Origin of the sequence: Methanosarcina sp. UBA5, from assembly GCF_002505485.1 — an archaeon.
Classification (GTDB): Archaea; Halobacteriota; Methanosarcinia; order Methanosarcinales; family Methanosarcinaceae; genus Methanosarcina.
The window spans coordinates 26,351-51,746 of the sequence record NZ_DAVG01000126.1 but is presented as its reverse complement, the minus strand read 5'-3'; the positions used below and the strand labels follow the sequence as shown (position 1 = coordinate 51,746).

Annotated in this window: 19 protein-coding genes; 5 read left to right on the top strand and 14 right to left on the bottom strand. The window is 38.8% G+C overall.

The annotated features are described in order from the left end of the window. The first annotated feature begins 34 nt into the window (after window positions 1–34). Together BP621_RS16160 and BP621_RS16155 are read left to right on the top strand one after the other, a co-directional pair. On the top strand, window positions 35–448 hold the full coding sequence (locus BP621_RS16160) for a pyridoxamine 5'-phosphate oxidase family protein (RefSeq protein ID WP_292391696.1): 414 nt from the start codon (window positions 35–37) through the stop codon (window positions 446–448). Window positions 449–588: 140 nt separating this feature from the next. Further along, entirely contained in the window at window positions 589–750 is a 162-nt protein-coding gene (locus BP621_RS16155; RefSeq protein ID WP_292391702.1) for a CDGSH iron-sulfur domain-containing protein, read from the top strand. A gap of 39 nt (window positions 751–789) precedes the next feature. On the opposite strand, the gene BP621_RS16150 is transcribed toward BP621_RS16155, so the two are convergent. The 7 genes from BP621_RS16150 to rpl7ae all read right to left on the bottom strand — a co-directional run bounded on the left by BP621_RS16150 (window position 790) and on the right by rpl7ae (window position 4,585). Further along, the gene (locus tag BP621_RS16150) at window positions 790–1,200 is read right to left on the bottom strand and encodes a 30S ribosomal protein S6e (RefSeq protein ID WP_292391694.1); all 411 of its coding nucleotides are present in this window, start codon (window positions 1,198–1,200) and stop codon (window positions 790–792) included. A 147-nt stretch (window positions 1,201–1,347) separates the two neighbouring features. Continuing rightward, on the bottom strand, window positions 1,348–3,123 hold the full coding sequence (gene infB / locus BP621_RS16145) for a translation initiation factor IF-2 (RefSeq protein ID WP_292391692.1): 1,776 nt from the start codon (window positions 3,121–3,123) through the stop codon (window positions 1,348–1,350). A 14-nt stretch (window positions 3,124–3,137) separates the two neighbouring features. Then, window positions 3,138–3,272, bottom strand: coding sequence for a hypothetical protein (locus tag BP621_RS16140; protein WP_292391690.1), 135 nt, complete (start codon window positions 3,270–3,272; stop codon window positions 3,138–3,140). A 5-nt stretch (window positions 3,273–3,277) separates the two neighbouring features. Beyond that, window positions 3,278–3,727: a nucleoside-diphosphate kinase gene (ndk, locus tag BP621_RS16135; protein WP_292391688.1), complete on the bottom strand. Its 450-nt coding sequence runs from the start codon at window positions 3,725–3,727 to the stop codon at window positions 3,278–3,280. Window positions 3,728–3,772: 45 nt separating this feature from the next. Beyond that, window positions 3,773–3,961 carry a 50S ribosomal protein L24e gene (locus BP621_RS16130; RefSeq protein ID WP_292391686.1) on the bottom strand — a complete coding sequence of 63 codons (189 nt, stop codon included), beginning with the start codon at window positions 3,959–3,961 and terminating at the stop codon, window positions 3,773–3,775. A gap of 15 nt (window positions 3,962–3,976) precedes the next feature. Then, window positions 3,977–4,198: a 30S ribosomal protein S28e gene (locus tag BP621_RS16125; protein ID WP_011308299.1), complete on the bottom strand. Its 222-nt coding sequence runs from the start codon at window positions 4,196–4,198 to the stop codon at window positions 3,977–3,979. A gap of 24 nt (window positions 4,199–4,222) precedes the next feature. Continuing rightward, window positions 4,223–4,585 (bottom strand): 50S ribosomal protein L7Ae, encoded by a 363-nt coding sequence (rpl7ae, locus tag BP621_RS16120; protein WP_292391683.1) that lies wholly within the window; start codon window positions 4,583–4,585, stop codon window positions 4,223–4,225. Window positions 4,586–4,894: 309 nt separating this feature from the next. On the opposite strand from rpl7ae, the gene BP621_RS16115 reads away from it, so the two are divergent. Continuing rightward, a complete protein-coding gene (locus BP621_RS16115; protein ID WP_292391682.1) occupies window positions 4,895–5,542 on the top strand; it encodes a TatD family nuclease-associated radical SAM protein in 648 nt (215 codons plus the stop codon). Between the two features lie 199 nt (window positions 5,543–5,741). Here the strand turns inward: BP621_RS16115 and BP621_RS16110 are convergent, their stop codons facing one another. The 4 genes from BP621_RS16110 to BP621_RS16095 form a co-directional block, all read right to left on the bottom strand. Further along, a complete protein-coding gene (locus tag BP621_RS16110; RefSeq protein WP_292391681.1) occupies window positions 5,742–7,202 on the bottom strand; it encodes a WD40 repeat domain-containing protein in 1,461 nt (486 codons plus the stop codon). Window positions 7,203–7,568: 366 nt separating this feature from the next. Then, window positions 7,569–10,748 carry a PKD domain-containing protein gene (locus BP621_RS16105; RefSeq protein WP_292391679.1) on the bottom strand — a complete coding sequence of 1,060 codons (3,180 nt, stop codon included), beginning with the start codon at window positions 10,746–10,748 and terminating at the stop codon, window positions 7,569–7,571. Between the two features lie 1,183 nt (window positions 10,749–11,931). After that, window positions 11,932–12,528, bottom strand: a complete 597-nt coding sequence (locus tag BP621_RS16100; protein WP_292391678.1) for a sugar O-acetyltransferase — start codon at window positions 12,526–12,528, stop codon at window positions 11,932–11,934. 283 nt (window positions 12,529–12,811) lie between these two features. After that, on the bottom strand, window positions 12,812–14,608 hold the full coding sequence (locus BP621_RS16095) for a right-handed parallel beta-helix repeat-containing protein (RefSeq protein ID WP_292391677.1): 1,797 nt from the start codon (window positions 14,606–14,608) through the stop codon (window positions 12,812–12,814). 890 nt (window positions 14,609–15,498) lie between these two features. On the opposite strand from BP621_RS16095, the gene BP621_RS16090 reads away from it, so the two are divergent. Beyond that, a complete protein-coding gene (locus tag BP621_RS16090; RefSeq protein WP_292391675.1) occupies window positions 15,499–17,907 on the top strand; it encodes a PGF-pre-PGF domain-containing protein in 2,409 nt (802 codons plus the stop codon). Window positions 17,908–18,255: 348 nt separating this feature from the next. Here the strand turns inward: BP621_RS16090 and pncB are convergent, their stop codons facing one another. From pncB to BP621_RS16075, 3 genes are all read right to left on the bottom strand, one after another. Beyond that, entirely contained in the window at window positions 18,256–19,461 is a 1,206-nt protein-coding gene (gene pncB, locus BP621_RS16085; protein ID WP_292391673.1) for a nicotinate phosphoribosyltransferase, read from the bottom strand. 2,949 nt (window positions 19,462–22,410) lie between these two features. Further along, entirely contained in the window at window positions 22,411–23,052 is a 642-nt protein-coding gene (locus tag BP621_RS16080) for a sugar O-acetyltransferase (protein WP_292391671.1), read from the bottom strand. Between the two features lie 86 nt (window positions 23,053–23,138). Continuing rightward, window positions 23,139–23,408 (bottom strand): hypothetical protein, encoded by a 270-nt coding sequence (locus tag BP621_RS16075; protein ID WP_292391669.1) that lies wholly within the window; start codon window positions 23,406–23,408, stop codon window positions 23,139–23,141. Between the two features lie 277 nt (window positions 23,409–23,685). Here BP621_RS16075 and BP621_RS16070 point away from each other — a divergent pair, with 277 nt between their 5' ends. After that, on the top strand, window positions 23,686–24,141 hold the full coding sequence (locus BP621_RS16070; protein ID WP_292391667.1) for a hypothetical protein: 456 nt from the start codon (window positions 23,686–23,688) through the stop codon (window positions 24,139–24,141). The last annotated feature ends 1,255 nt before the right edge of the window (window positions 24,142–25,396 follow it).

Genomic DNA, 25,396 nt, shown 5'->3' with positions numbered 1-25,396 from the left:
TAGTAAAAACCGATTCAATGAGGGGTGGAAATAAATGGTGAAATTAACTGATGAGATGAAGGAAGACTTTGCAAAAATGAAAATTTTTCCGTTTGCAACGGCGTCTAAAGGCGGAGATCCGAACGTAATACCAATCGGCATGTGTGATTTGCAGGAAGACGGAGAAACAATCTGGATCGCAGACAATTATTTTAATAAAACTCGCAACAATCTTGATGAAAACCCGAGGGGAGCAATCTATATGTGGGGCCCGGAAATCAAAGGCTGTTACCAGATAAAAGGAGATATTGAGATCAAGACCGAAGGGGAAGATTACAAGAAGATGTATAAAATGGTCAAGAGCAAAGGAGACAGATTCCCTGCAAAAGCCCTTGCAGTTATGAAAATTACTGAAGTTTATGAGTGCAAACCCGGAATCGGGACTGAGCCCGGAAAGAAACTACTTTGATCCCGCTCAAAACTTAATCCATAAGTTAGTCGAATCTATAAGTTTATGATTTTTTCTAGCCTTGAAGATGAAAAAATCTTCACAATCTTTTTTGAAAATATTGAGGATGATTTTGCAAGGATGAAAACACTGACCGCTTAATATGGCGTGAAGTAAAGAAATACCCCATAAAGGAACAGTATGCTCTCTGCAGGTGTGGGAAATCACAGAATAAACCGTTCTGCGATGGAAGTCATGTGGAGATTGAGAAAACAGATATACTGGAAAATCAAAAACGAAAATCAGAAAGAAAAACAGAATAAAAAGTGTTTAAAGCCCGCCCGCAGGCGGAACTTGAAAAATCACTCTGCTGCTGGAGCTTCTGCTGCGGCTTCAAGGCCGAGAAGAGCTTTTATGGATTTGCTTCCGTATTCAACGACTTTTGCATTTATCTGGACGATGTCAGATGCAATTTCCTTGCCACGGACCATCTTTCTCCTGCGCTGCCCCGGATGTTTGGGGGTATAACCCACACCTACCGCCATAAGAATTCTCTGCCTTCTGGGACCCGGAAGGTCAGGTTTCATAACAAAACCGCTGCCATCACAACCGCCGGTGATTTTGACTTTGTAACCGGCCAGGCCGAAAACAGAACCATCAACAATGTCGCCTATTGACTTTCCGATTAATGCATTTGCTTCAGCATCTTTTAAATCGACCTGGTAAGCACGCCCTTCCTTTGGGTCAGAAACTACAACTTTGAAATTAGCCATGTGAAATCCTCCAATATCAGATTTATTTTTAATAATTCCTTTGCCTTGCCTTTTCGTCCGAAACTTTACTCGGATTTTCCTGAATTCTTACCTGAACCTTCCGTGCATTCTGAACATAACTTCCGAATAATTATGCACTTATAAGCGTTATTTTGCCCAGAAAGGATTATCTTTTCTTTTCAGGGAAAGAAAAATATCAAGAGTTTCCTTTTCATCGGTTGAAAGGGAATCATAGATCTCGTGCTCAAGAACTTTGGCATGCCTTTCAGGCACATTGATATAGAGCACGTCCTCTTCTTTGATCTGCCTGCCTACGGTTGCGCCTTCAATTGCCATTGCAACCTCTTTGCCTACCCCTGCAGACGGAATATTTTCTCCCTCGATCTGCAAACCCTTGATCTTGCCCACAACGTTTCCGTTCTCAAGCATAACATCGGCATTTGTCCGCACGACTCCTCCAAGCACTCTTACGCCGACAACCGCGGGTTTACTCTGGCGGAATACGCAGCCTGGAAGGATTTTGAATTTTCCCGGACGGATTATTGTTTCGAAAATCTTCTTTTCAGCCTGTTCCTGCTGCTTTTTTACATATTCCTGGTAATCTTCAACCAAGCGGTAAATCACGTCACTTGTGAATACCTTCACACTGCTTTCCTGCAGGAAATCTCTGGCGTCAGGGTGAACTTTGACATTGAAACCTATAATCACTGAATAGAGCGGGTCTTCAACTGTCGAAGCCTCAATTGCATCCCGGTGCGAGATATCTCCCACTTCAGCTTTCCTGATAGGCACCTCATCTTTCTGGAACTCATGGACAAGGGCTTCAAGGGAGCCGAGGGTATCAGCTTTGATCATAATTCCAACCGAACCAGTATCAATCCTGACCTCGTCGATTTCAGATTTTACCTGGGCTACAATCTCGTCAAGAGTTTCTTCGGAAGCAACCCTTATTGGAGAGCCTGCAAGCGCACCTTCGAGCCCGGGAGCCGAAATCTTTACCCCAGCCGCAGCAGTAACCTTATTCACCTGCTTGAACTTACTCTCGTAACGCATCTCAGAAAGTTCCCTTGGCTTTAAAAGAGCCCGGACCTTTGTCTGGATTGGTTTACCCAGACTTCCGATAACAACAGTATCGCCCTTTTTCAGAGTGCCATCATAGAGAATAACATCAAGCGTTGCGCCAAGGCCTTTTTCTTCCTTGACCTCAAGCACAGTGCCGACTCCTGGACCTTTGGCACTATAATGCAGATTTGCTTCAAGGAATTTCTGGGCAAGGCCAAGGAGTACCATCAGGACATCAGGAATTCCTTCGCCTGTCACAGCACTTACAGGCACTACGCCCAGGGTTTTCTGGAAGTTTGTAACCCTGTCGTACCGTTCTGCTGCAAAACCCTGGTTGTATAGTTCACCGATTACCTCGTAGAGCTTTGTCTCAAGCCGGGACTGAACATCTTCTGGCTGTTTTTTGAAAGTAGCCGCAAAAGGCAGGTCTTTTTGTGAGATCCAGCCGCCAATCCTGTCAATCTTATTAGCAACAACAACAAAAGGAGTTTTGAACCGCTTTAAGATCTGCAGGCTTTCGTAGGTCTGAGGCTTGAAGCCTTCATTTATGTCCACTACAACGATTGCAAGATCGGCAAGAGCGCCTCCCCTGCTCCTGAGGGTTGTAAAGGCATGGTGTCCAGGCGTGTCAATAAAGAGCAGCCCTGGCACTATGAACCTATCCCGAAGCCTTGGGTCTCCAAGCTTGTTGATAATCACATCTATTGGGACTTCAGTTGCCCCGATATGCTGGGTGATGGCGCCGGCTTCTCCACTGACAATTGCAGTACCCCTGATCTTGTCCAGCAGAGTCGTTTTCCCGTGGTCGACGTGCCCCATCACGCAGACTATAGGAGTCCTCAAATTATTCTTGTCGGCCATATGCAAAACCTCTCTCATTCCCGCGTCTTATTTGCTGCAGGTCCAGAAGGGTCCGGGTTTACCCCGACGGACCCATATTGCAGGTCGGATAAACAAAGGCCTGGAATCATGCCCTGAAGTTTCAGGAACACGAAAAAGCCTTGGTGCACCTGCTTTATTCGTACAGACAGACCTCATCGATTCTGGAATAGTTCCCGATTTCGGAGTCCTTAAAGTGAATTGCAATTTCCCTTGCTGCAGCTTCTGGGGAGTCAGAGGCATGAACTACATTTCTGCCCACATCCAGAGCAAAGTCCCCACGGATTGTTCCGGGAGCCGCATCTACAGGGTTTGTAGCCCCATTTATAGCCCTCATAACCCGGATTGCATCTTTTCCTTCAACGACCATTGAAACCGAAGGGCCCGACGTGATGAATTCGACAAGGCCGGGGAAGAAAGGCTTGGCTGCATGTTCACTGTAGTGCTCTTTTGCAGTGGCTTCACTGATAACGTTCATCCTGAGGGCTACGAGCTTCAGACCTCGCTTCTCGATTCTGGAAATTATCTCTCCAACCAGCCCGCGCTGGACTCCGTCAGGTTTTACCATAACGTATGTCTGTTCCATGTACACACCTTAATAATCCGAACAAATAAACTGGCAATTTTAATCTTATGCTTTTTTCAACTGGATTTTGCCTTTCTCGGTCCACTCGGTACGCCTTGGAAGCCTACCCAGGTTGAAGTTGTTCATACATTTGGAAGAATGCATATAGTAGATAGAACCGTCTTTCTTGACGTAGAGCTTACCGGTTCCGGGCTCCAGCATCTTTCCGCAGAAATAGCATTTTCTCTGTTCCATCATCTCACCGCTTTCTTATCTGGTGGTCAGTTTCTTCGCTTCTCTTGAAGTTTCGAGAAGCATCAGGATGTCACCTACGCGGACAGGGCCCACGCAGTTTCTTGTAATAACACGGCCCTTATCCCTGCCTTCCAGGACCCTGCACTGGATCTGGCTGGCTTCACCATGCATACCTGTATTCCCGATAACGTCAATAACCTCAGCAGCAAAGCCGCCGGTTATGTTTTCATCAGCCATAATTAGCACCTCATGTCATCAGGATTATTTAAGGGCTTCAAGCTTCTGTGCAATGTCCTGAACCATTTCAGCTGCTTTTCCTGCATCTACGATTGCGACAGTTGCGCAGGACACACCAAGCCCACTGGCTGCACCGAGTTCCTTCTGGTTTTTGATGAAGATGAAAGGTGCCTTCTTTTCTTCGGAAAGGGGAGCGATGTGAGCAACAATCTCGGCAGGCTCGATATCTTCTGCGATCAGGACAAGCTTCGCATTTCCTCTTTCGATTGCTTTTGTGGCTTCATTGGTGCCTTTTTTAATCTTTCCAGTGTCTCTGGCAAGCTCCAGAGCTTCAAGTGCTTTGTTTGTAAGTTCTTCTGGAACGTCGAATTTAGCTAATTGTGCCATATAAGATTCTCCTTCGAAATTGCGAGTATCGCAATTTTTCATCAATCATAGGTTTTTTAACACACATCTGTCAACATTGAAATCAAATCTTAAATAGAAACCTGAGAGACTTCAATGTGAAGAGTAAATGAGTTGAAACATAGATACTGCTAGCTAAATGCTGCAGATCGAACCTTAGAAGTACATGATCACCTATAAACTTTCTGCTTGAAAACGTAAGTCATAAACGAAAAGCAGAAGTAGAGTTATGAGAAATTTGTATATATAAAGCTATTTTCAGCTCCCGGATAAAAAATGAATTAATACGTCATGGTTATAAGGAATGTAAGAAATTTTGATTTCATGGACACAATTTACTATGAAGCTCATAAAAATATATATATTAACCTTACAAACCGCTGCAGTGCAGACTGTGTTTTTTGCATCCGTAATTTTGCAGACGGGGTTTACGGATATGACCTAAGGCTTTCAAGAGAACCAACAGCAGAGGAAGTTATAGGAGCCCTGGAAGGACTGGACCTTTCAAGATATAGAGAAATAGTGTTTACAGGCCTTGGAGAGCCTACCCTCAGGTTCGACGTAGTGCTCGCAGTAACCCGCTGGCTGAAAAGCCGGAATATTCGAGTCAGGCTGGATACCAACGGACAGGCAGCCCTGATAAATCCGGGAAGAGATGTGGTCTCTGAACTAAAAACCGCAGGAATAGACTCCGTCTCCGTAAGCCTGAATGCCGAATCCGAAGAAAAATATAACAAACTCTGCAGGCCGATTCATAAAAATTCTTATTCTGCAGTACTTGATTTTGTTAAGGGAGCAAGGAAAGCAGGAATCAGTACAAGGGTTACAGTGGTTAATGTGCCCGAAATTGACCTGGAAAAATGTAAAAAACTTGCAGATGAGCTTGACTCGGGCTTCCACATAAGGGCTTTGTCCGAAGCTGCAAGCAAAGAAATCTAAAGGCTGTTAAGAGTGAATATATTTAAGAAATCTAGACTTAAGAAATTCAGATATTTAAGAATCCAGAAAGATTGATCAGCTCTATAGTTGAAAGTCAACAGATTTGGAAAATTACAGAATTGAAATTGCAGAACTGAAATTTACAGAACTGGAAGTTTACGCCTCCAGAGCTGAAATTTCAGGTTTCCGGATTTTTGTATTAATTTTCAGGCCTGTGTTTCTCATCATCAAGGTTCTCAAAGTCTTCTAGGTTTTCCTCTTCGGTCCGTTTTTTTAATTTTCGATTTTTCAGGTAGATAGCCACTATTAAAACTACCAGTAAAAGAAATATGGGATATTTAAAGAAGTTAAGGATTCCCTGAAGCCTTGACGAACTTTTTGTAGAGGCTGAATTATCTACAGCAGGATCGTTTTCACTTTTTATATCACCTGACACTTTACCTGAGGAGGCCGAAGCAATCTCAACTACATTTTCAATGCCTCCAGTCTCTGCAGTACCTGTTAACGGCAATCCGAATCCTTCTTTTGAAAGGAAACGTTCATCTCCAAAGAGCCGTGCAAAAACCGTGGAATTACGCTCAAAAAGATACGCTGCTCCGTCATCACTCGCTGCAGCAAGGACCGAGCTATCGCGAGAAACGGACACACTATTAATATTTCCTCCGCAACTGCAGTTCCAGAACTCCTTCCCATTCAGATCGAGCACGTAAAGCGTATCATCCCAGCTTCCGGCTGCAATGAATGAAGCATCCGGCGAAATTGTAACACTGTAGATATCATCTTTTGCCTTGTAGTCCCAGAGTTTTGTACCTGTGCTGTTAAACAGGTAGATTTTATCGTCAAAGCTTCCTGCTGCCAGATATGAGCCATTATTTGTCAGGGAAACACTGCTGATCCAGTAAGCAGGGTTGTGCACCCAAGAAAAATCCCCTTTCTTGTTAAGCAGATAGACATTATAATTGGAACCCCCGGCAGCCACATAGTGAGCCTGTGGAGTGATACACACACAGTTGATTACACTGCCTGTCCTTCGTTCCCATATTTTATTTCCTTCGCTGTCAAAGAGGTAAATGCAATAACTGGAACCTCCGGCGGTAACGTAAGAGCCGTCTCTGGAGATGGCTATACTGCGGACGGAATCCCCGGAATCAAAATTCCATAATAGCCTGCCTTCTTTATTAAAGAAGTAAATCTTGCCATCCTCGCTGCCTGTTGCCACGTATGAACCATCAGAAGAGACCACAACACAATTCACGCTGCCCCCGGTTTCGTAACTCCAGAGCAATTTGCCTTCCCTATTAAAAAAGTATACCTTCTTATCATTGCTTCCTGCAGCTACACAAGTCCCATCGGGAGAGATTGATACGGTATAAACAATATCTCCAGTAGTATAATTCCAGAGATTCTTCCCCTCTGAATTAAAAAGAGAAACATTATGATTAAAATCCCCGACTGCAAGATAACTCCCGCTGGAAGAAAGAGAAACTGTATTAACTATGCATCCTGTTTCACATTTGCAGAGCAGGTTAAAAGCTCTGAGTTCCGAAAGATTTACGTCCCCGCTGTCCGGGGCAACAGGATCTGCAGCTCCCAAATCTGCAAACAGGCCGAAAAGCAGACCCAGTGCAATAAATAACCATATTCCCGCTGACTGTCTCATAGTAGTTATAATTTAGGAGTTTATTCCACATGAATTTTTTGTAAAAGTTCTATGTTAGTAAAAGGAAAAAAGAACGACTACTTAGTTTATTCACATTTATACCTCTTTAAACTTGAAAAAGTTTGAAATAATAATTTCAAATGTGCGATTTTGATCAAAATGGCTTACTAATCTTTTTCTTTATCCAAATAATCAGGCAGAGGGTCAATTATTGAATACTGCAAACCGAAGTATGACCCTGAAATCGGATCAAACAGAATAAATCTTGTCCGTTTTTTAGGTTTGGTCAGTGATTTTCCACTACCTTTCAGCCCTAGCTGTTTTCATTATTCTCAGAGAATGATAGTTTTCACTATTTTTTAGAAGTTACTCGCTTTTTACAGTAATATAGCTCTGTCTGATTATCGAATTGCTGCCAGCGGCATTAGTTACGTTTAAAGTAACGTTATAAGTTCCAGGTTTTGTGAAAGTGTGGGTCGCGTTCATCGCGTGCTTTGAATTAATGCCGTCCCCAAAGTCCCAGAGCCAGGAAGTCGGTTCACCTATGCTATTATCAGTGAACAGTACTTTTAACGGCGCGCTTCCAGAAGTTGGAGATGCAAAAAAGTCTGCAACTGGCTTTTTTGATTCTGAGTCCTTCTTTGAAATAGTACACATATAGATGTCGGAGTTTTCAAGTCCATTGCGAGAATCCGTCCATACAATTCTATCCCCGTAGATTGCAGGACCCGACGCTGATCCGCTGGTAGTGATCTGAGTCTCTTTTCCAGTGGGGATATCATACATATAGATATCAGTGTTCCAATTGCGAGTATCGGCATATACTATCCTGTTACCATAAATGGCAGGCCAGCTTACTCGTCCGCTGGTGGTTATTTGAGTTTCCCTGGAAGTGGAAAGATCACACATATAAACATCAGAGTTTCCATTGCGCTCATCCTGCCACACAATTTTGTCCCCGTAAATTACAGGATGGTGTTTCAATGAGTTAACAGAAGTTATCTTTGTCTCTCTGGAAGTAGAAAGATTATACATGCAAATACCTCCACCTACCCATACTACTCTGTCACCATAGATATCAGGATCATACTTACTATCATACTTACCATCGTATTCACTGGTGGTAATCTGAGTTTCCATAGAAGTAGAAAGATTATACATATATACATCGGATTTACCACTACGGTAATCAATCCATGCAATCTTATCCTCATAGATAGCAGGAAGCCATTTATCTGATTTGTTAGTAGTTATCTGAGTTTCCTTGGAAGTGGAGATATTGTACAGGTAGACATCTCTTTTTTCACTTCCTTCATGCCAGTCATTCCATATTATATTGTTACCATAGATACCAATATAGTACTGATTTGAGTCACTGGTGGTTATTTGAGCTTCCTCTTGAGTGTTGAGATCGTACATATAAACATCAGAGTTTCCATTGCGGTCATCCTGCCATGCTATCCAGTCCTTGTAGATGGCAGGACCGAACTGATCTGATTCATTTGTTGTAATCTGATATTCAGTGAGGATAAAGTCCCCATCTATATGCTGTGCAGGAGACGTTGTTATTGTAGACAACTTTGAGGCAGTTCCCTTTGTATTGTCTACAGTCAGGTTAACAGTATAGGTTCCAGGATAGGTATATACATAAACTGGACTTTTTTCTGTAGAATCAGTAATTCTGTCATTGTTGAAGTCCCATACCCATGATGTTGCGTTTTTAGAAAGGTCTGTAAACTGGACTGAAAGAGGAACCTGACCGCTTGTAACGTTAGTTTTGAAATCTACTACAGGAGGAGTTTTAGCTTCCTGTAAAATTATTTCCATATTTTTTGATGACGTATCTTTTCCGTTACTCATTGTTAAATTAACAATATAGGTTCCCGGAGTCTTGTACAAATAAATCGGATTTTGGTTTGTGGAGTCAGATATACCATCACTGTCAAAATCCCATTTCCATAAAATTGCATTTTTCGATAGATCTGTAAACTGAACAGCAACTGGGGCAAGGTCCTGTGTTATATTGGTGCTGAAGTTTGCAACGGGAATTATTGATTCCTGTGATGTTGATACAGATACGAGCGGGAGATAGTCCGTATAATTCTCATTAATTTTGTAGGATAAATCTCCAATTCCATCTTCATCCGAATCTACGCAGTTCTGGGAAAATCCAGTTCCATCAGGTTTTGCCCAGTAATTGCCACCAAGGTAAGGGCCGCATACAATATTAGTACCTGAGACTTTTGTGGTGTTCCAGATAGCAAAAAATATTCCAGTTTTATTGTTTATTGTCTTTACAGTATAATAATTGCTATTGTAGTTGCCTTCACCGTTAAAGAAATTGACAGTATTATTGAATATATTATTATAAAACCGATTAGTTCCATTATATGGAACCTCATAGCTGACATCTTCGACACATATCCCATATTGATTGTTTAGCTCCACCCTATTATTGGCCACCAGATTGCCAGAGGAATCACTTTCGAAAAATATACCTATATTGTTGTTTGAAATATTATTATTTAATAGTGAGTTTCCTCCATTTAAAAGTAAGTCTCCTCCTGTCGAATCTCCAATATAAGCGGGACCATAAGCTGGACCGCTCAAGAATATCCCTATATTGCTGTTTAAGATTGTATTGTTTAAAAATGAGTTCCCCTTTAGCGATGCTCCAACCATAATTCCTTGACCATTATCAGTCAGGGTATTATTATTAATTGTACAAGACCCTGACATTATATGCATACCTGAACTACAATTTACAATCGTATTGTTTTCTATTTCACTAGAATCAGATTCATAAAGGGCAATTCCCATACCCCCCGAGCCAGCATTTGGATCATTTGAAATATGATTCTCGATGATTTTGTAGCCACAACAGTTATTCAGCACTATTCTACCCTTTAAAACAGTATTATTAAGCAAAATAAAATTACCTGAATTAAGTAAAAAACAACTACCCCGTTGTTGAGAAATATCAATACTTCCGTCAACAATTAGATTGTCAGAAATTCTCAGATTAGAAATCACGGCGTCTTCAGGGGCAGATATAAGGATACCTGAATTTAAAATTACATTTTTCTCAAATGTGAAATTATGACATACTTTAGCATCAATGCCCAGTTTTAAAATGTTATTTTTAACAGTACAGTTTTCAATGGGGTCTCGATAACTATAACCAGTAGAGGCACCAGTAGGTATATATTTCCGTAAAATTAAACCTTCCTGTATACTAAACCCACTTATAGTAGTATTGTTTGCACCCATTTTAAATTTCCGAACAATAGTATTTTCAGGATCTTCAGATTCAGAAAGGATACTTATATTTTCCTCCGTTACATCCACACTTTCGTTATAATTTCCTGGACAAACTAAAATTACATCTCCAGAATACGAATTAGTCACTGCTTCCTGAATAGATCTGAAATCTGCACCTGAGCCATTATTATCTACTGTAATCTCCTTGGCGGATGCAGGGCTATAAGCCAAAATCATAAGTAAAATAGCAACCGCTAAAAGAATTGTGAATTTATTTACCCACATCTGTTAATTCCCCCCTTAAATCAGAAATATCTCATCACAAAAGCCCTAAAACTCAGCTATTTAACAATAAATAGACCTTATTTTGGGAGCTTTATATAATCTTAAGTTTTTCTTTGAGGAAAGTACAGCAAGTTGAGAAGTTATTTTGCGTATAAATTGTTAAAAACTATTAGTATTGAGTTCTAACGATGCTTATCCTTTAATTTTTGCATTAATTAATGAAATAACGTTAAAACTTTGTTTATTATACTGCTGTTGACTTTCACGATTAACGGTGAGCTTCAAGAAGTTTGGGACGCAGAAAGCATCCCTTTAAATCCTCGACAGCTATTTTTATCTTGACCCACCTTTCAAAGAAATAATGCACATATAAATATCGGAGTTTCCGTTGCGATAATCTACCCAGACAATTCTGTCACCGTAAATAGCAGAATTCAACTTATCTGATTCACTGGCAGTTATCTGAACTGTAAATCGTGCCTGCTATCATCCCTGCTATAAATATAATTACTAAAAAATTATTCTGCGTGCTCCCATTACTCCCACTCCTGCCGACCCAGTTCAAAATTCAATTTAATTCTGTTTTGAGAGCAGCCAGAATTTTGCTATTTTTGATCTCTTTTTAATATTATTTTATCTCCAGTAAGATACCGACCAGAAAAAACAAAATTCGGGATTCAAACAGATTCATTGAATTACATATAGGAACTGTGAAAACCCTTCCTTGAACCTGTGCACTTTTATTCAAGACTTTAACATTGTAAGACTTTTACGTGGTATAATGAAGATAAATCCAGGCATGTTTCGAGATATCAAGATTTATTATTAACTATGGTCAGGTATGAGGGTTTTTACAGTATCCTTTAAAGAAGCTAAGCATAAAGCAGATATAATTATCTAATCGCAGTTGGAAAAGTAAGAGAGATCGGAAGTAAGAGATAGTTTTTAAGATAGAGAACAGGAGAAGCAGTTTTAAAGATAGAGAACAAAAAAACAGTTTTTAAGATAGAAGGCGGAAAAGAAGATGAAGTGATAAGAGGCTGGGTCAGATATGAAAAACAGAATAGCATATAAGCTTAGCATGATAAGCTGGGTAAATCAATTATGAGCTTCCACACCACCTAAATAATTATGAGAACTGATAATAAAAATGGATGTTGAGATTATGGATCTTTTGATAAGCTTATTCGTTAGATAACATTTTCAGAAAATCACTTTTATCTTTTTCTGTAATGGTGCATCTCACCCTGCACGGATTGCCAACAGCTATTACATTGGCTGGAATATCCTTTGTCACTACGCTTCCAGAACCAATAACGGTATTATCACCAATGGTAATCCCCGGGTTCACAATAGCGCCACCGCCAAGCCAAACATTGTTGCCTATGGAAATAGGAGTAGCATATTCCAACCGGGTATTCCGCACATCCGGATGCACAGGATGTCCCGCAGTAAAAAGACTCACATTGGGTGCAATAAAAGCGTTGTCACCTATGGTAACCTTCGCGCAGTCGATAATTGTACAATTATAATTGGCGTAAAAGTTCTCCCCGATAGAAATATTATATCCGTAGTCGCAGCGAAAAGGTGATTCAATAATGAAGTTCTTGCCCGTTTTGCCAAAAAGTCTTTTAATGATTTTATTGCGTTGCTCAATTTTGCTGGGGTGCAGAGCATTAAATTCAAAAATCAATTCCTTTGCAGCCTGACGTTCTGCCAGCAGTTCTTCTCCAAAAGCTCTATATGGTTTGCCTGCCAGCATTTTTTCTTTTTCTCTCATTTTAAACTCCTTTCTTTTTCTCTCATCTTACCTTATATATTTCTTATATCGTTTTCATTGTCGTCTACTTGTATTCAATTGTTGTTGTTTCACAACAATCGAAATAACGCCTAATTATATTCTTTTTCCATGCTTTTGGGATTCATGGAACTGTCGTGTACAGATACTTCAAAACGCAATCGAAAGTCGCATTGGAGATTTTATCCTGAAAAAAACCAATTTTGTATCACCACTGGGCAACCAAAAATATAAAACAAAAAATTGAAGATAAAAGCCAGGGCTCTCAAACCTTTTCAGCCAGGAAAACAAGAGATCCTTTTTTAGTGTCGTTTCCAGAGTAGTTCATCGGGACTTTAAGTTCAATTTCCAGAGTTTTACTTGTGTTGTTTGGAATTACTTCAGAAAAGTCCGGCCAGAAGCGGGAAGAAATATAGATGCCTTCAGAAAAAACCGCATATGAAGAATCGCTAACTTCAGTGGAAATACTGACGTTATTTTTTCCTGTGTTCCTTACCGTCAAAACCTGAGGTTTACTGGTCTGTTCTGTTGACTGCCCGGGGAGCAGGGTTCCAAAATTAAGGTCATCTCTGTCAATTTGAATGGGAATATCTGAGGTATTATTTGTTTCAGGTATTCCTATTGTGACCTCAAGATCCACCCCAGTTACAAAAGGAGGTTTGGAAAGCGGAAGATAATCGAAGTCGCTTCCGTTAATCTGGAATGGGAAGTCACAAATTCCGTCCGAGTCCGAATCGTTCGAGACCTGAGAAAAGCCGTTTCCTTCCAGATTCGCCCAAAAATTTCCTCCGAGGTTTGGTCCTCCTACGATATTTGTTCCTGGTGACTGTGTAGTATTCCAGATATTTCCTTTAGTATTCTCAGATTTCACATTTACGCTATTATTGAAGTAGTTATTATAAATACGGTTGTCCGCACTGTAGTCCAGCAGGTAAATTCCGGATTCTTTACTCGATATTATTGTATTGTTAGCCAGCTCGTTATCGTGGCAGTCTTCTCTTAAAAAAATGCCTGTACTGCCGTTTGAAATCTTGTTATTATAAACTCTTGAATCGAAGACGAAAGTTAGATAAATCCCGTTTCCGCAGCCCATAATCACGTTGTCACGCAGGACAGTCCTTGCCTGAACGTCATAAATGTCAATGCCTGTACTGCAGTTTATGATTTCATTCCTTGAGACAAGATTGTTTCCCCCGCAGCAGGCAATACTTATCCCTTCGCCGTTTGATACTCGATTCTGGAACATAATATTGTCCCAGCAGTGGGCCCCAATAATGAGTTTACTCTCTTCAATAGCATTATTTATCAGCAGGTTTTCGCCGCACCCTTCATCAAGCCAGATGCCGTTACGGAAGAAAGTATTCTTTAAGACCGTACTGTTCCTAGAATCCTGCAGATAAACCCCGTACCTGTTTTCGAAAAACGTGTTATTCTCGACTGTGCAGTTGTTAACTTGCTCAAGGCAAATCCCTGCTGCAGGACAACCGAGCCCATCCCATTGGTAAGTAGGCTTATCTGGCCCTGAACTGGAAGCCTGCCCCTGATTGACATTTTCTGAATTACTGGAATCATTGGAATAATTGAAATCATTGGAATAATTGAAATCACTGGAATCATTCAAATCACTGGAATTATTACCTATTTTGGAAGAGTTTGCAGAACCTGAAGTGTTAGAGATGCTGAAAACAGAGATGTTGAAAACCTCCCCTGACCCGGTTATATTGAAGCCACTGACAGTTACATTGTCGGCTTTAATCTTGAACACGCTGGAATTTTCATTCCTGGATCTTACAAGCACATTTTCAGGGTTATCAAATTCCGAGCTGATCTTTATTCCGGAAACATTGACAACAATGTTCTCCTGATATTCCCCGGCTTTTACAATAACGAGATCTCCGGCCGTAGAGTTATTTACTGCAGCCTGGATTGAATTCCCAGGTTCTACATAAATGACCTCGGCACTCCCGACGCCTGCCGAAAGCAAAGATAAAATAACAACCAGCGCGGTACTGAACCTCCGCCTGCTATGACAATCTTCGATAAGCACAATTCTCAGAACCAACCCCCCAGAAACTTTACGTAGTCCCTCCGGCTTAGAATATGATAACTTTAAGCCGACAGTTATTGTTTAGGCAACTATTGTTTATAAAGAACGTAATTTGTTAATATATAGATGAAATTAATAATTTATATATTAACTGTTTCTTTATTTTAGGAAGTATTTTATGGGTTTTATACGACTCTGAAGTCTAAGAATAGAGAACTTTTCCAAAATGAGAGAAAGGAAGTTATTCAGCTCTCCAATAGGACTTAAATAGATTTTCAAATTATCCTGAAGAATCTAGAAAGAAATCAAGAGAATCTATTTGAAAGAATGCGGCATAGGAAACGAATGATTCCTGAGATCCATAACTCGATAAGGAAACTCTAATTTCTAAACTTGCAGAGTTTTTCGAATTATAAGCAGGTGTTGAGCTGGCCTACTTTTTCGGTTAAACGGCCCGAGGAGAATAGAGGGCCTTCAAGTGATATTGATGTGAGTGTTTACCTCTCAGGCATGCTTACGAAAATGAAAGGATAGAAAAACGCCTGAAATTAGCAACTGAGCTTGAAGGTTTTCTTAGCCATGAACAATGGGTGGTTCCTTAATAGTCAGTTAATATTTTCCAGAGTACTTACACATTCGCTTTTTGCTCTCGTTTTCTGCTNNGCAACTTCGCAAAAATACTCAACGAAAAAAATATCAATCACTTACTAATGCACGACCTACTTTTGAATTTCCAATTTATCTATTTTTTACTTTCTCCAGATATCATCCGTTATTACTCTTTTTATCGGTTGTTTATATTTAGTCAATTGATTTAGAATATATTCTTGGGATTGAACTTCCACAGATTATATATTTTAGAATGTACATGTATTATTAATTTAATATGTTAACGGTGAAAACTTATGAAATTAAATTTAAAATACGTGTGTCTGATATTAATAATTGGTATTCTCACAATACCTGTGGAAGCAGCTGAGGGATATGGAGAAAATATTTCTGAAAACAACATTGTAAAGACTGTAAAGTTTCTTACCAACAGTCAAGAACTGGAACTATTTCCGGTGTGGACTGCAGACGGGAACTATATTCTGTACACGGTTAAAAATAACGAATCCGGAGCTCTTAATTCGTACAGAATGAAGGCCGATGGGAGTGAAATCGAGCGAACACGCATTGGAGAGGGAAATCTTATCGGTTTTAACGATCTGAACCCCAATGGAACAGAGCTGATTGTAACAAAATCGGACGGTTCTCAGTCCGATCTATACAGAATAGATATGAACAGTAGAATCGCAACCCCTATTACAAATGACCCTCAAAAGTCCGAAGGCTGGGGGGCCTGGTGCCGTCTTGGACGAAAAATAATTCATACTGAGGAATCCACAGGTTCTCCTTCTCAGCTCTGGATAGTTGATCGGGATGGGAGTAATAAGACCAGGCTCGGCACCTCAGAAAATGTTGGAACAGGAAAAGATTGGAACCCTCTTGGCCTGAAGGTAATATACAGTGCCAATAACTCAAAAGAGAAACCCGATCTCTGGACAATAGAGTGGTATGGCACAAACCAGACACAGCTTACCGATACACCTTACGGAGAATGGAATCCTGCTTTCAGTCCTGACGGAAAACAAATCGTATATGTCTCAGACGAAGGAGGAAGTCCCGAACTCTGGCTCAGAGACATACAGGGAAATTACAGGGTTAAGCTTACAGAAAACCTTGGAATAATAGATGCTTACCCCAAGTGGAGCCCAGACGGCTCAAAAATAGTTTTTACAGGGCACAGCTCAGATAATAGCTCGGATATTGCTGTAATAGAACTCACATCTTCAGCTGAGATCTTCCCTTCTCCAAAAATCACAGATGTTAGAATCGAACCATATGGCAGAATTTCTGAAAGTGAGGCTGCAAATATTTCCGTAACCGTAAAAAATGAAGGCAAAAGTGCAAGTGAAGGCTATATTTCGGTTTCCTTCCCCAATGGTGAGAGAATTGAAAGAGTGGAAGGCACAAGCAGCAATATCAAAACATATACAATAGGTGATCCGATCCAGGGAAAAGCCGGAGAAGTCCAGGCACAATATCCATCAGTCGAATTACTGCAGTCCCAATGGGACACGCAACAGGAAGAAACTCTCAATATTAAGGTAAAACCGAGTAATGGTGCAGAAAAAATCATATTCTTTACACGAGCCTCCTTCAAAAATAACTTTACAGGAGCTTATGAAAATGATCCTCTAATTTCTACAGATATTGACCAGCAGGGGTTCAATGTTTATCCTTATTCTATTAACGTATCGAAATCTTCCCTAGAAAAATATTCCCTAAAAGTTATTCTTGAACCTCAAGATGTTGAAACCGAAGCAAAATGGAAGATTACTACCGGACCCGATACGGAATGGCACCCGAGCAATTACATAATCAATAATCTTACTGTTGGAGATTACGTAATCCAGTTTTATGATCTCTCAGGCTGGAAGAAACCGAATGACATGGCTGTTACAATAAACGGAGATTCGGTCAATACGGGAACTTATACACAGAGTAAGTCCGGCAGTTCTTCTTCAGGCGGAGGACACGGTGGAGGGGGTGTAATTACCAGCCTTGAACCTTCCAGAAACATCGCTTCCAAAGAAACAGCATCTAGATACATAAACAGCGGTTCTCACGTCAGATTTGATTTCCCGATGAATGCAACCTGTATAACAACTCTGGAGTTTGATCCGAAGAAAACTTTTAAAAGAACGGCTGCAACTATTGAGATGCTTAAAGAGAAATCCGTACAGGTTCCGCAACTCCCTCCTGGTAAAATATATAAAAACGTGAATATTCAGGTTGGAAAGACAGGAACTCTCCTGGCGGGAAATATTGAGAATGCATGTATCAGGTTTAAGGTAGAAAAAACCTGGATCAGCGAAAATGTTGGCAAAAAATCCGAAATATGCCTGTGGAGATATAATCAGACATCTTGGAACAGACTTGAGGCTCAGAAAAAAGGCGAAGATAATCTATACTCCTATTTCGAAGCCAGAACTCCTGGCTTTTCACCGTTTGCCATAACCTCTTACACCAAAGAAGAAAATGCTTCCGAAAAAGCGGAAATTGAACAAAAAGAGTCTAAGAAAGTCTCAGGAAACGGCTCAATAAATAAAAATGAAAATAATAAGCCTTCAGACATTGGAGCAAATAGCGAAAAAGAAGAAAAAGGAAATAAAAAGGAACCTGATAGCAAAATCAAGAATATTATAATAGTATTCTCCTTGCTACTTATGGCTCTACTAATCTATTTGGGGGTAAAAAAGCGAGCTTAACACTTCTTTATCCGAGTTCCCACTCGATTTCTGTTTCGTCACCCGAATTCCGTCACCCGAGTCCCGTCTTGGGAGGACGGGGCCCTTTTCGCTTTGCTCAAGAGGGCTGAACTATATGGACAAGATAAGTTGTTTTCAATTTGCTGAAAGGGGCTGATTTACCTGCAAGCTTTATTAAAAAGGCTTGACCGCAAACCTTTTGAGAAAAGGTTTGATCGAAAACCCTTTAGCAATGGTTGAGTTTGAGAGCCTTATCCCCAAACCCTATCGGCGTGATCAACCGGGTCAACGGTTGCGGGTCAACGGTTGCGCTCAAGCGGGATATTAATTATCTGCTTTCCATTTTAACTATTCATCGAGTCCTTTTCTTCCGAAAATGTAATTTGCAACCCTTATGGCGTCTCTTTCTCCGGTTTCCTTTTCCTGGGAGTCGCTCAGTTTTACAACAGGAATGCCGTCAATGCTGTGCAGCTTTATGACCATATTAAGAGGAGGGCTTTCACGGAAGAAATCGGAGTTATTGGTAAGGCTTGTGCCTATGCCGAAACTGCAGTTGATTTTACCATCGCAATATTTTTTGAGTTGGATTGCAGTGTCTGCATCGAGGGCATCACTGAAAACGATTAACTTTTTCATGGGATCGATTCCCATTTTCTGGTAATGCTCTATCACAGCGTCCACAAAGTCGTAAGGATCTCCGCTGTCGTGCCTGAACCCATCGTAAATTTTTGATAACTTCAGGTCCATATCCTTAAAAAAGGCTTTTGAACCGAAAGTATCCGTAAGGGCAATTCCCAAGTCCCCGTTATAAACTTCCACCCAGTTTTCAAAAGCGAAACGGTTTGCATACCTTAACCCTACAAGCGCTGAGGTGCCCATAATCCACTCATGCCCGACGGTCCCGATCGGTTTCAGGCCGTATTTTTTTGCAAAATATACATTACTTGTCCCAGTAAGGGTTTTTATTCCAGTAAGGGTTTTCATCACATGATCGTGGAGTTCTGAACTTCTTCGCCTGCGGGTTCCAAATTCCGAAAAAAAGCAGTTATTTTCCTCAAGGGCTTTTCCTATTTCAAGAATCTTATTTTCATAGGCAGCCAGTACAGATTCGGAAGTACAGTCCTTTTGGGAATTTCCTTTCCACTCTTTTTCAATGGTTGTGAAATAAAGTTCCGAAACCGCAGCCATAAGGACAATCTCCCAGAGAATTGTGCTATGCCATGGTCCTTTTATCCGAATATCCAGATCTTTTTCTTCTGTAAGACAGACTTTTACCTCACCTGGCTTGAAACGGAAATTCTTGAGGTATTCAAGGTACATGGGTTTCAGGTAAGGGCAGTGCTCGGAAAGCCAGTTGTATTCTTCTTCTGTTAATACTAATTTCGAGATTTCTTCACTTATGATCCTCTCCAGTTCTTCTACAAATTCCGTAGAAAAGCGCTGGGTGCCCCGGTTAGTAAACCGGTATTCGGCCTCAGTTCTGGGAAAAAGTTCAAGCACTGCAAGTTGCATTGTGAATTTGTAAAGGTCATTATCAAGTATGGATTTTATCACTGAAGGTCTTCCTGTAGCGTTTTAAATGCTTCTAAAGCAAATATCTTTTTATTCAATCACACCTTTTGCTCCAGATATATAGCCATTATATTTTTAAAATTTCTGACACCTTGTGATAACTCCTGGAGACAAAGTCATGTTTCTTTATTAACTATGTCAAAAAAACCAAGGTTATTAACTTTAAAAAACTCGTATATTCCCACCTAAAAGTTTAGGTTTTTACATACTTATTTGAGAGGACACAAAATCAATTTGATTAAAACTACTAAAAGGTTATTTTAATTCAACCTGACGCCTTTCCGTAAGCTCAAATATAAATATAATCAGAAGATTATATAATTTTTTACGGGAATAAAGTTTAAATGCCTTCAATTTTTCAAAAATTATTTAAGTCTTTTTGGCTGTGATACTTAAGTGCGTTGGTTTATATATTCAGGCAACTCTGTGGGCGCATATTTTAATTTGGCAACCATAAAGAGTATGGTACTCTATTAGCTCTTTTTATAAGAAATCTCTCGAATCTCAAAAGTCTCCTAAATCTCCTAGTCTTTTACAGAAGTAAAATTAATAAATTAGTTATATAATTAATTAAATAAAATAATGATAGAATGTTGATATAAGAGACTCGTGATTTTAGGGATTTTTGGGATTTGTGAGATTTTTGAATCAATCTTCTTTTTCTCGATTCTATTTTGTCTAAGAATCAGGTCTTTTTGTAGGTTCCAATCTCACACCTCGCACTAAAATATGTCTGGGAGATATACAACGCTAAAAAAGTATACGCTTTTGGAGAGATGATGTACAACCATAGTTCTTAAAGTTGCCCTAACTAGAATAACAAAAAATAGTTATTTTATAAAAATAATTTAATAAAAGGTCTCGTTCATTTCTGACATAAATAAAGCCAAAAAATAGTGATTTTTTCACTATGAATTCATCCCAAAACCAATTTTATTCTCAAATTAGTAAAGTTACAGAATTATTTCCGTGATCAGAAACTCACTGATTATTCCAATTAGAGATTCAGAGAAGTAGTTTTGAGTTATGGGATAGGCTCTATAACTAATAACTTTTCATATTATTGTATTTTACAGGATTTTTGGTATTTCATCTTTGTTTTAGTACATTTTGTTCTTGAATCTCTAAAGCATAATCTGTCAATACGATCCCATAAAACAACCCACAAAAATTTAGCATAAGAAAAAGGATAATTCACCCAAAAAACCAATTTTTTGAAAAGCGATAGATTTCTATAGTCCTCTATCCACATAGATTCGCTTAGAAATCCTCTCCAGACAAGAGATTTTTGCATATGTTTCCATCGCTTGAACATATGACCTATTACGAATAAGAAGGTACAAGTGATTGCAAATAGTCTTTTAGTCATATTTTTCACCCTCAACGACTCACTAAACTTAATAATAATAATAATAATAATAATAATAATAATAATAATAGATTGCAGGAAAATGCATTAAAAGCAACACATTTCTTACAGATCGTATCTTAACCGAATACAAATCAATATCTTTTCAAAATTATACTTTTTTTCTTCCCATTTTCTTTCGTACATACCGTAAAACCCCATAAGAACAACCCAACAGGAGCATAATTTTAAAAGGTTTTTCACCTGCTTTGAGGAGTTCTTCGATTTTTTCATGATCGAATTTTGGTTTTTGACCTCTTCTTTTTGGAGGAAATTGGTGACTCATTAAGATTTCACCTCTTCATACAATTTACTGTACTTTCAAATTTACGAGGGCTGGTCATTCTACAGGCTCAACTGTAGCTGAAAAAATTCCTTAGCTTTCATAGACTTGACAGAACCTCAAGAAAGTTGAATAAATCACTTAGCAGCTCCATATTATCCTTCCCCACAATATAAGGGTATTATAACAAAAATATAAAAGCCTTTCATATTAATTATTAATTTAAACTATTAATAATTCTTGCATCTTTTAAGTAAATAGAGGTAAAGATAAAAAGCAGTAAACAGCCATCATCAAAAGGCTTATTTTTAAACTTGATATTTATTTCTCAAAAAGATTTTGTTCTAAAGTAACCATTTATCGAAGGAAACAAGTATATTCCTATATACTATGTAATAGTTGTGTTTGCACTCTCATAGGCAAAAATAGGCTATTTTCTCAGTTCCACAGGAAGTAAAGGTAAAAATCTAATTTATGCTATGTTTATGGGCTAAAAATGCAAGTACTTTGAAAATTAAACCTGAAAACTTTCTTTCTAACTGTTTGATGGGATATGCAGAAATGCCCAGTTTATAAAACTTTAGAAATGATTTAAGTTAGTATCATGCTAGAAAACTATCCTTTCTCCTTAATAACTCTTTTACTTATATATACCAAGAGCCTATCCGAAAAGTGTTGTGACCTACTTTATCTTTATAATTTAGGATCCTTCCAAATCAGTGTTAAAACTAAGGAGATGGAATGCTTATTTTGGGAGATAGATATACATTTAGAATTTCCCTGCAAAATTGCGCTCTAAAAACCAATATTTTAGGAAAAATAATTCATAATAATCTTTAAAATTGATAAATGAGCGAGATAAAAACTTTATTTGTTCACAATTTATGTTTATTTATAGTTAGGGCGGCTGTTGTCATTTTCATCCATACGAGATTAAATGATAAAAACGAGGAAAAAAGATGTTTAATCAATTAATTGAAGTACCTAAATCATCTAAATAGCAAATAAATTGTTTAATTAATGTACCTTAGCTGGGGAAGGACTGAAACTACATTCAATTGGGCAAATAAAGCTTAATAGTCCTTAAAAAACTAATCATCTTTTGAGTGGTATATTTATAATTGTGCCTTATTATACATATTATCTTACCGGCAAATTGGAATTTGAAAGTATAAGACTATGCACATGTCTGCGTTCATAATCTTTCCTTATAAGCAGAATTCAATTCAATCCATCCGGATTATTTAATATTATATTCAAAATGCTTGAGATCTTCTTTCAAAATCAAATGCTTTTTACTGTCGGCTTCGGTGATCGGGCGAACTGGACGGCAAGGGTCGCCAAAAGCAAGATAGTTATCTGGAATGTTTTTTGTTACGACGCTACCGGCACCGATTACCACATTGTTTCCTATATGTACGCCGCCTAATACAACAGCATTACATGCAATCCACACGTTGTTGCCGATATGGATTTCTTCGGCGTATTCGGCCATTGTCGTATTTCCGTTTTCATCTATTCCCATACGTTCCTGGGCGATCAGGGGATGAGAAGTGGCCATTAACGAAACATTTGGCCCGAAGCATACATTGTCGCCAATATAAATACGTGCATCATCCATCACCATAAGATTGAAATTCGCAAAAAAGTTTTCTCCAATAAAAGTGTGACAGCCGTAATTGAATTGGATAGGTCCCTGAAAATAATAAGTCTTGCCGATGCCGCCGATAAATTCCTTGATAATTGGCAAACGGTCGGGATCATATTCGTCCATTGCATTGTATTTTTGACATGCAGTGTGCGCTTTATGCTTGATGTCTTTCAGTTCTTTTTTGCGTGGATCAAACATTTTGCCCGAAAATATCTTTTCTTCTTCTTTCATCTGAGAGTTTCCTCCATTTGTTAAATATTGATTCTGGACATTGTAACTTATATAACAATAACGGTAACAGAAGCTTTTTTTGGGGATTACCAGAACTTCCACCAATGTTTTTTATTCTCCGTGGTCTCTGGAAGGAGATTCGTGTTTGGCCTGCTGTGTGGATTCTTATCCGCTTTGTATAAAGGACAATTTTCGTAAGCACCCAAACCTTTAAAGCAGTACCTGCGCACATGGGAATCACCGAGACCACGCAAAGGACTTACGCAACTGCAAAAATAACGAACCGGCTCATCACGCGGCATATCAGGAATCCTAGGACTACATGGGTTAATCGGGTTCAAATGTTTACAATTCATTTAACACACCAACTAACCATCCTAACTACAGATATAAGGAAGTGCCGTTTTGTTCAGAGAGCGCGAAAATGGCCCCAGTTCAGAAACACTTCGCTTTTGGGCTTTTTTCCTACGTTTTAGATATTTAACCTCTATAAATCGGTGAAAACTCTTATATTCCAAATGTCTATGGAATAACCGATTTCAGAGAACTTCATAAAAATTGGTTTAAAATAAAAAGATAAATTTAGGAAGACGCGCCTAAGGTTAAACGTTAAATGTTGAGAAAGGTGATTGATTGGGTACTGAAAGTCTTCGGACTTATAATAAAATTGAACCATCTTCATATTCTATAAAAAATAGATTAATCCAAATTATCGGGTTCTCTGCATTACTACTATGGTTTGTAGTATATGTGATCAAAGAAATCAATTTTAACCAATACGAAAACGGTGCATTAATTGACGACGGTTCATTAATAAAAGTAATATTATCTCTAGCCGCATTTTGCTTTACGGTGTCTACTCTTCTAGGAATATGGACATATTATAAAACAAAACGTACTTGTTCCAATGATCCATCAATAGGAATAATGAATGCAATTAAGTGGCTTGCATTCGGAGTCTTTGTTCTCATGACATCAATTCCACAGATATTTTTCCCAGAATCCGACCGATTCTTTGGTATATACTTAATTGCATTGACGTATGCAGGAAAACACGTAATGGAAAAAATTTCAAAAAATCCAGAGTAAATCCTGGCTTAACTTGAGAGTAAAGAACGGCTTATTCTAAACCCCTGTATTTGATTATAAGAAGCTCACCCATAATCCTTAACCAGTTCAGAAACGCTTAGCTTTTGGGCTTATTTTCCTATGTTTTAGACATTTAACCATCTATTAATCGGTGAAAACTCTTAATTCCTATTGTCTATGAAATAATCGAGTTCAGAAAAGCTTCAGTAAAATTTGTTTGAAAATAGAAAGATAAATTTAGGAAGACGTGCCTAAGCTTAATCATTAAGTTTTGAGAAAGGTGATTGATTGGGTACTGAAAGTCTTCGGACTTATAATAAAATCGAACCATCTATATATTCTACAAAAGATAGAATAATCCAAATTATCGGGTTCTCTGCATTATTACTATGGCTCTTAGTATACGCGATCAGAACAATCAATTTTAACGAATATGAAAATGGTACATTAATTGACGACGGTTCATTAATAAAAGCAATATTATTTCTAGCCGCATTTTCCTTTACGGTGTCTATTCTTCTAGGAACGTGGACATACTATAAAATAACACGCGCTTATTCTAATGATACGTCAAACTGGATAACTAAAGTAATTACGTGGTTTGCATTAGGACTTATTGTTCTCACGATATCATTTCCACTTATATCATTCCCAGGACCCGACCACCGATTCTTTATGACATACTTAATTATATTGCTGTATGCAGGAAAATGCATAACAAAGGAACTATTAAAAAAAGTGGAAACCGAACGTGAAAGAACATACATGTAAAAAAGGAAAAAGCCGTATAGGATTTCAAAAAATCCGTGAGTAAATCCTGGCTAACTTAAGAGTAAAGGACGGCTTATTCTAAGCCCCTGTATTTGAATAAGAGGCTCCCCGAAATCCTTTACCAAGTCAGAAACGCTTCACTTTTGGGCTTACTTTCCTACGTTTTAGATATTTAACCGGGACAGAAATCGACCATATGTTTTGTATTCCTATATGATGCAGAATAATTGTGTTTAGAAAAATATAGTACGAAAAGAGGCAAAAATCAGAGAGTTGGAATGTATATGACAAACTGAAAAAACATAGAGGGAAAGTCAATCAACTCTACTCTAGAAGGACTAAATGCTCTATGAAAGTTTACCCGTGATAAAATTACAAAACTTTCTTAATTAATTTTATAGGCATGAAAAAATGCCAGTAAACATACTCAAAAAATAATGTTTATATAAATTAGACATTTTAAGTAGTCGTGTTATGATACAAC